Origin of the sequence: Pseudoxanthomonas kaohsiungensis (genome assembly GCF_010211765.1) — a bacterium.
Classification (GTDB): Bacteria; Pseudomonadota; Gammaproteobacteria; order Xanthomonadales; family Xanthomonadaceae; genus Pseudoxanthomonas; species Pseudoxanthomonas kaohsiungensis.
This window is the reverse complement of the sequence record NZ_PDWO01000003.1, coordinates 253,948-267,325: the sequence shown is the minus strand read 5'-3', so window position 1 is coordinate 267,325 and position 13,378 is coordinate 253,948. Positions and strand designations below refer to the sequence as shown.

Here is a 13,378-nt window from a genome sequence, read left to right as displayed (position 1 = left end):
ATGCAAGCACCTGCCATTCCCCAAGACACACTGAACCTGTTCAACAAGCTGGCTTACGGGATCCGCGATGTGATCCTGCGCCGCCAGTCAGCCATCGTCGGCAAGACCAGCCGCAACGACTGGGTCTATGACCGAGCACAGGAGCGGTTCGACTACATCACCCAGGGCGAAGACCTGATCAACCTGGCCCCGGTACGCGTGGGCGAGCCGCTGGTCAATGTCGAGCCAGAACACCACGAGAAGTTGCGCGAGCTTGGCGCCGTCGAGAAGGACGGCCAGTTTTTCATGCCGAGCCTGTTGGAAGACGAGCGCTGGGTGTTCAAGAACTGGTTCCCCAAGGCCCCCCCCGATCTGGTGTCCATGGATCTGAATTGGCACCTGACGCGCGATGGGCGCCCCACCAACGGCTATATCCATCCAGAAGACTTGGTGCGTGGCAACGACAGCACGGCCACGTCCTTCCTCATGGCGGCCTTCCCGGTGCTGTTCGCGGGTGGCTACGCAATGTCCCAGTTCCCCGTTGTGGGGCCGGGTGTGGCCTTGGCAGTCACCGGGCCGCTGCTGGCTCTGCACGCCTACGCCTTGTATCAGGCAGAAGGTGCGGGGACGCTGGCCAAGGTGCTGGCCCTGTCTGGTGGTGTTCCCCTGATGGCTGCGGGCCTGTCGGGGGATGTTCCCTTCCAGGTCAGCGGCAAGGCCATGCTCATCGGGGGTGTGACTATCGGAGCCATTGTGGCCTTCGCCAAGGCTCTGGCTTCCAGCGGCAAGACACCAGCGGTGTCGTCCATGTTCTCCAAGGCTGCCCATGTATTGATGGTGGTGGGCACGCTGTTCGGGATGAACTACACCCTGGGTCTGCTTCCTCCGTCATTGAACTGGGTCAAGCCCCTCAGCTGGTTCGTGGTGGCCTGTGCCTACCCGCTGTACTACACCGCCGGAAATCACAACGCCCGGACCGCGTTCTTCGATCTGATGACCAAGCGCGGTGCCGGTTCCGTCCACGGCTCGGCCACCATGCTGGGCAAGACTTCCTCCTTCCGGATGCAGCAGATCCGAAGTGCGTTCCGAGACAAGTCCCCGTTCCTTGCGTTCGGTACCGCGTTGGGTGTCCAAGCGAGGTACAACCTGTCGCTGGCCCCGGACCCTGGCCAAGTCATGGGCATGACCGTGGAAGACTTGAAGACCCACCTGTTCTTGTTCGGCAAGACGGGTAAGGGCAAGACGCAGGCCATCCGCAAGCTCATGCTGGAACTGGCTGCGCTGGGTATGCCCATCGGTGCTCTCGTGTCCGACGGCAAGTGGGCGTTGGTGGCAGACACTCGCGCCTGGTACGACCTGATCATCGAGCCGGGTGTTAAGTTCGCGCCCTTCCAGGGCCTGACATCGCTCACGCTCACCCAGGCGTTTGCCGAGGCGAACAACGAGTCGATGGATGATGCCGGATCCATTTGGGTACAGGTGGCCGGACAAGCACATCGCTACGGCTCGGCCATCCTCGAAGCATTGGTGGCGCACGAAAAGGTGCGCCGCGCGGCAGACGAGCGGGAGCTTGACGCGATCGGTCTGCGGATCGAGCGGTTGGTCGCCCAGAAAATTCTGTTGGAGCGCAGCAAGTCCGACCTCACGGTCGTCAACGCTCGCTTGAAGGCCGAGGCAACCTTGGCCCGGACCTTGATGGCCAAGATCAAAGCAGGGCGCGCTTACCGCTGGGCGCCTGCCGCATACAGCAAGATCATCAATACGCTGGGCTCGGGCGTGAAGGGCACCGATGGTGTTTGGCGCCCCAGCGACAAGGCCCTGGCCCTGTTCGACTACCTGGGCTTCCGGGTCAAGAAGGAAGGCGAGGACGACGCGCTGTTTAACCAGCGCGTTGAGCTGGAGCCCAAGTCCATCCATCCCCACCTGGCCGATGAAAGCCGCGTGCTGTCCAACGCGATCTACTTCTTCACCGTGCCTTGGTTCCAGGGCAAGACCGAAGAGCAGCGCCAGTCGTTCCTCATGAACATCGACAAGGACCTGCAGGGGTTCATGCAAAACGACGAACTGCGCGGCAGCACGATCGGGGGCGTGGATTGCGGCGACGAGGCCTGGTCGCACACAGAAGAGGGCGAAGACGTTCTGCAGTGCCTGTACGGCAAGAAGGTGGGTCTGAACTTGTCCGACCGCTACGGCAAGACTGCCAAGGTCATCCAGAAGCTGATCGAGAAGCGCGTGTTCGACGCGGCCCGTGAGCGCAACGAGAAGTATGGCGATGAGTGGCCGGAGAAGACGGGTCAGTCTTATGTCGTTGTGATCAAGGACGAGTGCCAGGACCTGGTGTCGCCGGCCGACGTGCGCATGGTCGCCGTGGGCCGCTCCATGGGCGTCCAGATGGTGTACGCGACCCAGAACTACGAGAGCTTGGACACCATCCTGCCCAGCGACGATGCCAAGGGCGCGTTCCTGTACAACTTCCGGTCGCGGATCATCTTTGAGGCCTCACCCAAGACCTACGACTACATCCAGCGGGATGCGGGCGTGACCATGAAGAGGAAACTGACGGTCAGCGTGCAGGAGACGGTGGATACCAGCCGCACAGTGGACATGATCTATGCGTCCGCCTACACCGACCGCAACCATCCGTCAGCGTGGCGCTTCCGCGACATGGCCCGCCGTGGCTCTACCAGGCTGCAGGTCGTGATCCAAGGCTTGAAGAACTACATGGGCCTGGCGCGACGTATCCCGGTGGAAGAGCTGCAAGAGCAGAACTACTTCCCTGTGTACAGCAGCGGCAAGTACGAGGAAGGCCCGATCATCGAGAAAGCGGATCTCGCCGGCAACCTGATGGAGGAGAGCAACGCACTCCTGTACTTCAACCGCGCCGGCCACCCACGGATCGACTTCGCCAAGATGGAATACATCGGCACGAAGGAGTTCAGTCGTCGCATGAAATCCATTCGAACCGCCAAAGCCGCCCTCATTGAATCCTAAGGAGCCCCCATGTCCAACAACTACGAAAACGATCTGTCTTTGGGCCGCCGCTACAAGAAGTACGAAGGGGCTTACAACCTGGCGTTCGCTGCCGATCCCGACACCCATCTGCGCCGTTTCGATGAAATGGCGCCCCAAGACGACCAGCAGTGGAAGCGTCTGGAGGTGTTCCGCGGCAACGACCGCGAGGCCTACCACACCCACAAGTCCAACCCGAACGACGCCTTGGTGAGGCCCACCGAGAAGGAGCAGCGGATGTGGGAGGCCAACCAGGCCGACATGTGGCGCATCGACCGTGAGCCCTCCTACGGCCAGCACGCCATGACGAACAACAAGTGGTTCGACCTGTCGTTGGAGCAGCGCCGTGGGGAGAACACCCAGAAGTTCTTCCACGCCGCAGAGCAGCGATATGGCGGCGACTACGAGGCCTGGGCGGCCAAGGCCGGCAGTAACGTAGTGGCGAAGGAGGACTACCTGCAAACCCGAGCCGGGCTGGAGATTGAGCAGCGGCAGGCGGTGCAGCAGCAGAAGTTGAAGGAGACGCAGGTCCAAGAGCAGCCCACAGAACAAGCTCCGCTCGCGCAGCAGGCTGCGCCAGCTCAGCCAACACCGCAGGCCTCACCTGAGACCGCCCAGGAGCAAGCCGCGCGCGCAGAAGCCCCCCGTCACACGCGTCTTTCCCTGACCAACTTCGCCACCCCCGAAGACGGTATCGCGCACCTGCACAAGGAGATGTCGCCGCTGCCCGAAGCACAGGTCAAGCAACGGATAGAGCAGGCCGAGGCCGATCACCAGGCCATGGGCAAGGGAAAAACCGGAGACGCCGCCCCCAGGGTGGAGGCTTTGAACGCTTACCACGCCCATGTCCAGGAGGCACAGCAGCAGGAACGTCGCCAACGGCAGGAAGCGCCTGCCCAGGTTGAAACACAGCGGCGCACGTACCAGCAATGATCGCCCGGGCCGCGTTGATTGCAGCGCTGTCGGTGGGCGGCTACGCCCAGGCGGCGGTACCTCAGCACATCGAAGGCATGTCGCGCACCACACGCGCACATGCCGAGCAGGCGTTGGAGTGCTCCCGCAAGCTGGGGCGCGACCCCACACTGCTGATCGTCGCCGATATGCGCTTGCCCAGCTCGGCCCAACGCTTGTGGGCCATCGATCCGCGCACGTCCGAAGTGGTGTTGCGCACCGAAGTGGCGCACGGCCGCGGCTCTGATCCTGACCGCTCAGGAAGGGCATCCGTTTTCTCCAACACGCCCGGCTCACTGATGACCAGCGTGGGGCTGTACGCGGTGTCCGAGGCGTACCAGAACACCAGAGACGGCAGCACCCGCCGCCGGCTGGATGGCCTGATGGTCGGCTTCAACGACGCTGCCCGGGAGCGGGCGGTGGTGCTTCACCCGGCCAGCTACGTCCGCTCGGGCTGGGCAGGACATTCCGAAGGGTGTCCCGCTGTCTCGTACGCCGTCATGGACCAGTTGAACGAACGCGGGCTGGACAACGCCATTATCTGGATTGAAGGGGACCAGGCAGGTTTGTCGCAGGCCATTGCTTCTTGTTCTGGCAGCAAGGTGCGCAATCGCTTTCGCTGGCCTTGGCAGAAGTTGCCCATCAGGCCGGAGTGGAAGCCGGATGTCTCCGACGCAGTGAACCCGATGTTCGAGATCCAGGCCGAAGGCTTCTGCCCGGTGCGAAGCGACCTCGTGTGGTTCAGCCGGGAGGAACCGCTGTACGCCAGCCTGGCGGGTGGGCGCTGGCCACTAGAAAAATGGCATTAAGAAACAATGGGTTGGAGTAGGTGGCGGGGTCGTGCCGCGCGGATACTTGCATGGTGAGTTATAGGTGTGGTTATATTCTGCCGTCCAAATGTAAAGGTCGGCCATGCTCACCCAAACCGAAGTCGAAGCGCGACTGACACCCTACATGGCCCGTATCGTGCGCGTCATGATGGGCGCGTGGGCTGACTGGATGGCGAGCGGCAAAAGCGGCCGCTGGAAGCGGAGGCGTAGCCGGGCCAACTACATCTGGGAGGAGTTGGCTTGTGGAGCGGAGACGGCTTTCGCCAATGATCCGAGTGTCCAGATCCTTCCCAAGAACCAGAGCTGCTGGTTCCACATCGATGGTCTGGTCTTCCGCCTCAAGAAAAGCGACGCAAGCGGGCTCACGAGCAACTACCCCACTCAAACAGCCTTGGATTACCACGATCAGCAGGAAGATCTGCCGGGTATCCCCCCTGTGCAACGGCTTGAAGTGACGTACGTCCTGAACAAGTTGGAGACTGCCGTACAGGACATCCTGCTGGTAGCTCGAGATCAAGGCAGGGTGCTGTGGTGTAGCTCCCTGCTGCGCAAGGATGAGGGCGGGAATGTGGTGTCGATCACGTCTCCGGCGGCCCCAACGCCTCCTGCTCCTACTCCGAAGACGATCAAGATCCGCGTAAAATCCGAGCGCGATAAGAAGACAGAGAACGAGACATGACTATTCCGCTTGCCAATGCAGCCTTGATAAAGGTGGCACGGCAGGCGAGGGGCATGAGTCAGGTCCAGTTGGCGAAGGCGGCCGGGGTTACCCAGGCCGCCATTTCCAAATGTGAGGCCGGTCTTATGCAGCCGGGGGCCGAGTTGATCGAATCCCTGGCCCGAGCGCTCACCTTCCCTGCGTCTCTCTTCTACGAGACTGATCCTGTGTTTGGCGTTCCGGTCAGTATCAACTACCGGAAGAACGCCAGCGTCGGTGCCAAGGCGACTGACAAGATGGAGGCGGAGATCAATCTCCGCCTCATGCATCTTCGTCGCCTGCTGTCGTCTATGGACTATCAGCCGGAACTCACGCTGCCTCGTTTCGACATCGACGATTACAACGGTGATGCCGCTCGGGTAGCGCAGATGGTGCGCCGACATTGGGGCGTGCCCAGCGGTCCGCTCCACGACCTGACCGCACTGGTGGAGCGTGCGGGCTGCATTGTTCTGCCGTGTGAGTTTGAGAGTATCGGCGTCTTCGGCTTGACCCTGCAGCCCCCCGGCCTGCCGACCTGCATTTTCCTCAACCAAGCAATGCCAGGTGACCGGCAGCGCTTTACTCTGGCGCATGAACTGGCGCACGCCATCATGCATCGCATGCCCAGTCCTGACATGGAGCGCGAGGCGGATGTGTTCGCCTCCGAACTCTTGATGCCCGCGCAGGACATCCGCGGTGACTTGATGCATGGCATTACCCTGCCAAGGCTCGCTGCCCTCAAGCCAATCTGGAAGGTCTCCATGGGGGCGCTACTTATGCGTGCCAAAGCGCTGGGCTGCATCACCGACATGCAAAGCACCTATCTGTGGCGGCAGATGAGTAAGCTCGGGTATCGAATGAAAGAGCCTGTCGAAGTCGATTTCGCTCCCGAACAAGCCACGGCGTTCAATGACATCTTGCGTGCTCATGCCGAGGAACTGGGGTACACCATGGCCGACTTCGAGGCCATGTTGCATATGCATGCCAGCGAGTTGAACAAGATGTACAAGATTGAGAGGCCGGATCCAGCGCCAAAGCTGCGTCTTCTCAAGTTCGGCGCGTAACCATTTCAACCATGGTGTGCCGGATATCGGCTGATTTCTATGAACTGACGGCATGCCTGATCTGGCAGCTACGACAACAGGTCTTGGCCGAAGCTGCGGGCAAGCTTTGGCCCCTGTGCTACTAACGAAGCTCGCGGAACAAGCCTTCCTTGAGGTGGTAGCGGGTTATGGGTCGATCAACGGGACGCCCACTGAACTCAGCAAACTGCTTGTCAACTACCTTATCTAAAAGTGCGGCCATCGCTTCGGCTGGCGACTCCCCATCTGCTAAGGCCTTGTCGTAGGTTTCCTGGATAGGGAGAGCGTTCACTACGATTTCCGTGCCGAGCGCCAAAACTTCGTTTTCCGGGACGACTTCCGGGGTGGCATCGAAGGTCAATCTGCCATCGACCAGCGTGCTGCGTGGGATGAGCCGATAAAGCTTGTGCTGTCGGGAGACTGGGCACCAAATGCCGAAAGCATACGTGGATAAGGTTGGCGGGTAATTGTTGGTGCGGTTGTACTCAATTGAGGACTGCAGTGCGGTCTGAATGGCCTGGGCCACGATGGAGACGAACAGGTCTGCCGTGTACAAGTGCTGGACCTGGTCAGGATCAAAGGTGTCCTCCGAACACGCATATCCGTTCTCGTTCATCGGGTTGTCCGCACGTCTGGGAATGATGATGTGTCGCTTCGGTTCGCCGGTTTGCTGATCGAACCTGAAACTCAACTGGAGGTTCTCCAGGTCTTCACGAATGATGGCCAGCACATGTTGGGCCTCATTCGCGTTGCCAGCAAACGCCAGGAAGGCTGAGGTCCTGAAGGCTTCGTAAAAGTTGTTGGTGAAGTGGCCATTGCGAAGAATGTCAGGTCGCCCCACCTGGATCTTGAGTTCATGGACCTTCCGAATGCCCGTGAACAACGTGGTGTAGCTCACGCCGCCCTCTTCACTTGTCATTTTTGCCGTCAGCGCGCTGTCGGAAATGGCAAACAGGCCCTGGTGCCCGGGCTCTTCGTGTTGAAGCAGAAACTGCTGGCGAACTTCCGTGCGGCCAACTTCATGGCCTATCAAAATCAAGGTCAAATCGAATCCTCCCGTGGTAGCTCGATAGTAGTGCGCGCAGGCCTAGACAGACCAGCCATCCTGCTCATCCTGTTGTAGATGAAGCCTCCCGTTTACGACGCCTTCGGCCCACCCGGCAAGCACATTGACCCATCGGTCCCAGTTCGACGCTGGGACCTGGGCCTGGCTTATGGCCTGCTGGGCGGCGCGGTAGGGTTCTTCCCCGTCGCAGCGTGGGGGATTGGCGTGCGCGATACCGTCCGGGCGTTGACGTTGGATCCTGCCTTCTACTCCCGGATCGACAATCCGCAGTGGCTGTCCGACTGGTCTACGCTGGCAGTGGCCACCGCCATAGGTCTGGCTGGAGGTAGTGGCTTGGCGTGGACGGGTCTTATGCCGCGTGCCAACCAGTGGGTAGTCTCCGGCCCCAAGCTCCTGGAAGAAAAAGAGGCTATCCGAGAGGCGCGCCGACGCTCACCCTCCGAAGCCAAACGCCAAACAGACACGTTCGGCATGTATCTGCACCCCGACCTGTGGCTGTCCAAGAAGCAGTTGTCGCGCCACATCCTGATGTACGGCTCAGTGGGTAGCGGCAAGACCCAGATATTGTTGGCGCTCCTACGGCAGGTCTTCCAGCACGACGAAACGAAGTGCCTGATCTACGATGTCAAAGGCGATCTGACGAGCAAATTTGCCGCATCGATTTGTTCACCATTCGACCGCCGTAGCCGGGGGTGGTGGGTGGCCCGCGATGTACGCACCGCCACCCAGGCCGCGGCGTTTGCCGACAGCCTCATCCCAGAGGACAGCGGGAGCGGCAAGTTCTGGACGCAGGCCGCCAGGCAAATCCTGCTTGGCGTGGTGCTGTCGTTGCAAAACGAGAAGCCGCAGCGGTGGACTTGGACGGATCTGGCGCAGCGTGTGTCCATGAAGGCCAAGGACATGGCCCCAGTGCTGGACAGGAACTACCGCAAGGCCCATGGGCTGATTTCCGATCCTACTTCCCAGACCAGTTTTAACGTGCTGGCCACCCTGCAGGGCTATACCCGCGTGATTGACGACCTGGCGCGGGCCTGGCCGGACTACGAGGTTGGCAAGGATCTGACCTCGGAGACCCCATGGCCAGGGGAAAAGGACGAAGCCGCGTGGAACGCCACGTGGTTGAAGGGTCGGCGGCTGTTCTCCATCACCGACTGGGCCATGGATGGATATGACGGCCCGAAGAAGGTCATCCTGCAAAGCGGCCCCGACGCGGGGCTGGTTTCGGCTTACATCGCAGCGATGGTCAACGTGGCCGTGCCTGCCATCATTTCGCCTCAGCTGCCCGACAACGAAGAAGGGCGCTTCCTGGGCTTCTTCCTCGATGAACTGGCTTCCATCGGCAAGATCAATTTCCAGCCACTGGTGGACAAAGGGCGATCCAAGGGCTGCGTGTGCGTGCTGGCCACTCAGGACCTGGCGCAGCTTCGCGCACCGTCGCTGTACGGTGAACACCTGACCAAGGCGCTGCAAGGCATGGTGGGCACCCATGTGATCTGCCAGATCCAGATGGGTGAAACGCGCGATGAGCTATCACGCATGATGGGGAGCAACAACGTGGCCCGCATGGACCACGGCCCCGGCGCCCGCCTGTCCAATGATGGCAAGCCTGTGGTGTACCCATCGCAGTTCACCGACCAGCTGGGCTTTCGCAAGACCGAGCGCTGGTGGTGGCGCTTCTCTCCCGCCAAGCGGAACGATCCAGGTTTCATCATTCGCGCCTTGGTCCAGCAGGGAGGCGATGTGCTGATGCTGGACTTCCCTGGACAGAAGTTGCCCGACCGACGGGCTGGCCAAGTGCCCGCTCGGTGGACGCAGCGGCCGGCGGGCTTTGAGCCTGAGCGCCCCGAAGACAAGATGATGAACACGTGGGCAGACAAGCCCATGGGAAAGACTTACTCGGGCGAAGAGATCGAGAACTTATTTCGCCATTGAGTTCGCAAGATCAGGGGTTGCCGAAATCGGCTTGGCTGCTTGCATGGAAGGGTCATTCTTCCCCAAGGCCTTCCATGACGCTGTTCAAGCCCACCGGCCATCTCTTGCCGTTGTCGCAGTTCCGGGAACGCTTGGCCCAAGGCGCCGACCCTAACGACATCTTCCATGGCTCGGAACGATCCAGCCGCGTACCCCTGATTGTCGCAGTCTCTTTCCGGTCAACCGAATACCTGCGCACGCTGCTGGCCGACCCCAGGACGGGGTTAGCCATCACCGACCTACAAGGCAGAACGGCGCTCCACATCGCCGCGGAGCGGGCCAACCTGGAGGCCATCGGGCTGTTGTGTGAGGCAGGCGCTCCGCTGGATGTAGGGGACATCGACGGACGAACGCCCTTGCACCATGCGCTACGAGCCCCCGAACCTCATTCCATCCGGGCTATGCAGCAGTTGATGGAGTGCGGGGCCAACGTCAGTGCCCAGGACAAGTTTGGCCGCACCGTGCTGCACGAAGTCATGTTGAGTGGCTCATCGTTCTGGCATAAGCCGGTGGACGAGAAGACTGCGTTCTTGTTGCGTGCGCGGTGCGCCTTGGACGTGCCCGACGAACGGGGCCGCACGCCCCTTCACTATGCAGCCGTCACCGGCCACCACCGAGTGGTACGTGCGCTGCTGGCGGCGGGAGCCGACCCCGAATTGTTCGACCACGACGGGTATCGACCCGTGGACGATGTGCGGCGCCAGATCGCCGAAGACAGCCTGGGTCTGGACAACCACATGGGGTACTTCGAAGACCTGTCTGAGGTGCTGGACATACTGGTCTTCCACACCCGCTCCCGGCTCACCCAGTTGGTTGGGTCTGTCGTGGTGCGAACGAGCGGCCAGTCCGGCGCGTTAGCCCGGCGGATGTAGTTGTCAAACCGCGCATTCCCGAGACACTGGAAGCCATGCTCAACGTCAAAGACCTGAACTCGCAAGGCCACAACAAGTATGGCGACGCCATATTGGACTATGCGTGGCAGACCAAGCGGCTGACGAGCTACTACGTGGGCCAGAAGGGCATGGAGAAAGACACACTGCGCTGGGGTGGTCACGGCGCTGACTACTTCAACCTGGCAGGCCAGGCGGTGACCAAGGAACAGATGCTGGAACTGGCCGCTGGCTACTCCCCTGACGGCCAGAAGACTGCCCTGTGCCAGAACGCAGGTGTTCTACCCGAGCAAAAGGTCAAGCTCGATCGCAACGGCCAGCCCCGGTTGGACAAGAACGGCCAGCCCATCACGAAGTGGGAAGGTGGCCACCAGGTGGGATACGACTGCAAGTTCAGTCCCCCAAAATCCGTGTCCATGATGTTCGCCATCTCCGATCCCGAGATGCGCGGCGCCATCCTCGCGGCACACCGCGACGCCAACGACAAGGCCATGGAAGTGCTGACAGGTGCCATGGAGACGCGCCGCGGCAAGGGCAGCAAAAACTACATCGGCGTGAACGGCCCCATCTGGGTTTCGTGTGACCACACAACTGAGCGGGAGAACGGGTTCCATCTTCACACCCACAATATTTTGTTCGGCGTGGCCCAAGGCGAAGATGGGAAGTGGGCCACATTCGAGTCCAGCGAACTGTACCGGCACCAGAAAGCCGCTGACGCCGTCTACCAGTCTCATCTGGCCGAGAACATGCGCAAGCTGGGATTCGGCATTGAGCAGGACGCCCAGTTGAACAAGGAAGGGCAGGACACCGGCATTCGGTCGTGGCGTGTGGCTGGTGTGAGCCGCGACACCGAGCTGATGTTCTCCGAGCGGCAGCGTCAGATTTATGAGGCCATGGCCACGGGGTTGTCCCATGACCAGGCGTGGCGCCAGACCCGCAAGGCCAAGGATGAGCCAGAGCCCGAGCAGCTGTTTGCCCAGTGGCAGGAGTCGATCAAGGGCCAAGGTGTGGAGGTCGATATCCAGCACTACTTGGGCCGGCGGGACGTTCAGGCACCCCGCCGCACCGATGAGCAGATCATGGCCAAGCTCCACGAGAGCAAGGCGGTTGTCAGAGACGTGGACATTCAGTGGGAAGTCTTCCGGGCTCGGGCTGGCGATGGCCCACAAGCCATGCAGGAAGACGTGCAGCGACTTCGGGACACCATGGTCAAGATCGCGCCTGAGCGGCAGCATGCCATGGACCAGGGCGAGACCCTCTCGCGTCGCTACACCGAAACGCGCTTCGCATGGTCGGAGGTCGTGGACTGGGAACAGGAGGTGGTGCGCCGAGCAGAGGAGCGCAAGGACGACAAGAGCGTTCGGGTGCCCAAGGCCGTCCTAGCCCAGACGATTGCCGACTATCAGAAGGAGAAGGGCTTCACGCTGTCGCAAGAGCAAACCAGTGGGCTGTACCACCTGTGTTCCGAGACCGGCGGGCATGCGGTACTCGCAGGCGTCGCCGGTAGCGGCAAGACCACGATATCCGATGTGTACAAGCGGGCATTCGAGGCTAACGACCAGCAGCTGATCGGTGTATGCGTGTCCAACAAGGCCGCCAGTAAGCTGCAAGAAGAGTCGGGAATGGAGTCCATCAACATCAAGCAGCTGTTGTCCCGGCTGGAAAGCGGCAAGCCGTTGACCGCCACCATGCCAGCGCTCACCAACAAGTCAGTGGTAGTGCTGGACGAGGCCGGCATGGTGCCCACATGGGAAGTGCGCGAACTGATGCGATATGTAGACTCTGTAGGAGGGAAGATACTCGCCCAAGGAGACACCCGACAACTCCAACCGATTGGTTGCGGCAGCGGGATGAGCTTGTTGGCGGGGAAGCTGGGGCAGGCCGAGTTGACCGAGATACGGCGTCAGAAGAATGCCGAAGACCGCGATGTCGCTTTCTTGCTCTACGACCGGGACGAACGCGGCCGGGTCATCTTGGACAACCGTGGGCCGAAGTCCAGGGGCGAGGTGTTCGAGAAGAGCAGAACGATCTACGAGAAGCTGGAAGACCGCGGCTGCATCGATGGGTTCGACACCCGCGACCAAGCCATGGACGCTTGCGTGTCCGACTGGTTGAACAGCTCCTACGTCTTCGACAACAAGCTTTTGATGGCCTCCGACCACGCAGACATTCAGGCGTTGACGCTCCTGGTGCGCCAAGAGCTACGCGCACGCAACGAGCTGACCGGGGAAGACCATGTGTTCCTCGGGCGGCATGGCGATCGCGAGTTCGACATGAGCGTGGCCCTGGGCGAGCGTGTGCGCTTCACCAAGAACGAAAGCGCCTTAGGCGTGAACAACGGCGACTTGGCCACGGTGGAGGGGGTTAGCCGCACTGAGAAGGGGTCTGTTGCGCTGAACCTTCGGGTGGCCAGAAGCGGCCAACCCAGCTTCGCCGTGGCGGTGGATACGGCTGAATACAGCCATCTGGCTGCGGGCTACTGCCGCACCGTCCACGACGCTCAGGGGCAAGGTGTCGATGACGTGTTTCTGTTCGCCAACGCCAAGATGATGGACAACCAGTCGGCGTTGGTGGCTTTCACCCGACTCAAGGGCGGGCGCTTCCGCATGTACGGATCGGAGATTGAGCTGGACCAGATCCGCAACAGGCTGGGCGTCGATCACTTGAAGCAGAACGCCACGCAGGAAGGCCTGTGGCAGGAGCGGGCCAACGTCCGTCCACCCACAATGGAACAGAATTACGAGCAGGTGTTGCGTCGCCAGCAGGGGATGCAGCGGTAGCCTGGGGCAGGGCTTTCCCGACCCATCCTGTTGTGAGAGTCTATGGACAACGGCGCGTGGTTGGTGAGGCCCTGTCTCCGTTTAAAGACAAAATCTCACCGACTGGCTGAGCCCCATAAGGCG

9 protein-coding genes are annotated in these 13,378 nt (G+C 61.1%); 8 read left to right on the top strand and 1 reads right to left on the bottom strand.

Annotated features, from left to right (window positions below; translation table 11 throughout):
• The 5 genes from CSC66_RS05500 to CSC66_RS05480 all read left to right on the top strand — a co-directional run bounded on the left by CSC66_RS05500 (position 1) and on the right by CSC66_RS05480 (position 6,530).
• Positions 1-2,970, top strand: a complete 2,970-nt coding sequence (locus CSC66_RS05500; RefSeq protein WP_162376383.1) for a TraM recognition domain-containing protein — start codon at positions 1-3, stop codon at positions 2,968-2,970.
• 9 nt (positions 2,971-2,979) lie between these two features.
• Entirely contained in the window at positions 2,980-3,921 is a 942-nt protein-coding gene (locus CSC66_RS05495) for a hypothetical protein (protein ID WP_162376382.1), read from the top strand.
• Positions 3,918-4,748 carry a murein L,D-transpeptidase catalytic domain-containing protein gene (locus CSC66_RS05490; RefSeq protein WP_162376381.1) on the top strand — a complete coding sequence of 277 codons (831 nt, stop codon included), beginning with the start codon at positions 3,918-3,920 and terminating at the stop codon, positions 4,746-4,748. Before CSC66_RS05495 ends, CSC66_RS05490 begins: the two co-directional genes overlap by 4 nt.
• A gap of 103 nt (positions 4,749-4,851) precedes the next feature.
• On the top strand, positions 4,852-5,448 hold the full coding sequence (locus CSC66_RS05485; RefSeq protein WP_162376380.1) for a hypothetical protein: 597 nt from the start codon (positions 4,852-4,854) through the stop codon (positions 5,446-5,448).
• On the top strand, positions 5,445-6,530 hold the full coding sequence (locus CSC66_RS05480; RefSeq protein ID WP_274381854.1) for a helix-turn-helix domain-containing protein: 1,086 nt from the start codon (positions 5,445-5,447) through the stop codon (positions 6,528-6,530). The genes CSC66_RS05485 and CSC66_RS05480 overlap by 4 nt, the downstream gene beginning before the upstream one ends.
• 121 nt (positions 6,531-6,651) lie before the next feature.
• Here the strand turns inward: CSC66_RS05480 and CSC66_RS05475 are convergent, their stop codons facing one another.
• Positions 6,652-7,593, bottom strand: coding sequence for a hypothetical protein (locus CSC66_RS05475; RefSeq protein ID WP_162376378.1), 942 nt, complete (start codon positions 7,591-7,593; stop codon positions 6,652-6,654).
• A 78-nt stretch (positions 7,594-7,671) separates the two neighbouring features.
• On the opposite strand from CSC66_RS05475, the gene CSC66_RS05470 reads away from it, so the two are divergent.
• From CSC66_RS05470 to mobF, 3 genes are all read left to right on the top strand, one after another.
• Positions 7,672-9,546: a type IV secretion system DNA-binding domain-containing protein gene (locus CSC66_RS05470; protein ID WP_162376377.1), complete on the top strand. Its 1,875-nt coding sequence runs from the start codon at positions 7,672-7,674 to the stop codon at positions 9,544-9,546.
• A 74-nt stretch (positions 9,547-9,620) separates the two neighbouring features.
• Positions 9,621-10,457: an ankyrin repeat domain-containing protein gene (locus CSC66_RS05465; protein WP_162376376.1), complete on the top strand. Its 837-nt coding sequence runs from the start codon at positions 9,621-9,623 to the stop codon at positions 10,455-10,457.
• 35 nt (positions 10,458-10,492) lie between these two features.
• Positions 10,493-13,255, top strand: a complete 2,763-nt coding sequence (mobF, locus tag CSC66_RS05460; RefSeq protein ID WP_162376375.1) for a MobF family relaxase — start codon at positions 10,493-10,495, stop codon at positions 13,253-13,255.
• Positions 13,256-13,378 lie beyond the last annotated feature (123 nt).

What these genes read in the sequence shown, in the direction of transcription:
- mobF (WP_162376375.1), top strand. Translation starts at nt 10,493, where the DNA reads ATGCTCAACGTCAAAGACCTGAACTCGCAAGGCCACAACAAGTATGGC.
- CSC66_RS05465 (WP_162376376.1), top strand. Translation starts at nt 9,621, where the DNA reads ATGACGCTGTTCAAGCCCACCGGCCATCTCTTGCCGTTGTCGCAGTTC.
- CSC66_RS05495 (WP_162376382.1), top strand. Translation starts at nt 2,980, where the DNA reads ATGTCCAACAACTACGAAAACGATCTGTCTTTGGGCCGCCGCTACAAG.
- CSC66_RS05470 (WP_162376377.1), top strand. Translation starts at nt 7,672, where the DNA reads ATGAAGCCTCCCGTTTACGACGCCTTCGGCCCACCCGGCAAGCACATT.
- CSC66_RS05480 (WP_274381854.1), top strand. Translation starts at nt 5,445, where the DNA reads ATGACTATTCCGCTTGCCAATGCAGCCTTGATAAAGGTGGCACGGCAG.
- CSC66_RS05490 (WP_162376381.1), top strand. Translation starts at nt 3,918, where the DNA reads ATGATCGCCCGGGCCGCGTTGATTGCAGCGCTGTCGGTGGGCGGCTAC.
- CSC66_RS05485 (WP_162376380.1), top strand. Translation starts at nt 4,852, where the DNA reads ATGCTCACCCAAACCGAAGTCGAAGCGCGACTGACACCCTACATGGCC.
- CSC66_RS05500 (WP_162376383.1), top strand. Translation starts at nt 1, where the DNA reads ATGCAAGCACCTGCCATTCCCCAAGACACACTGAACCTGTTCAACAAG.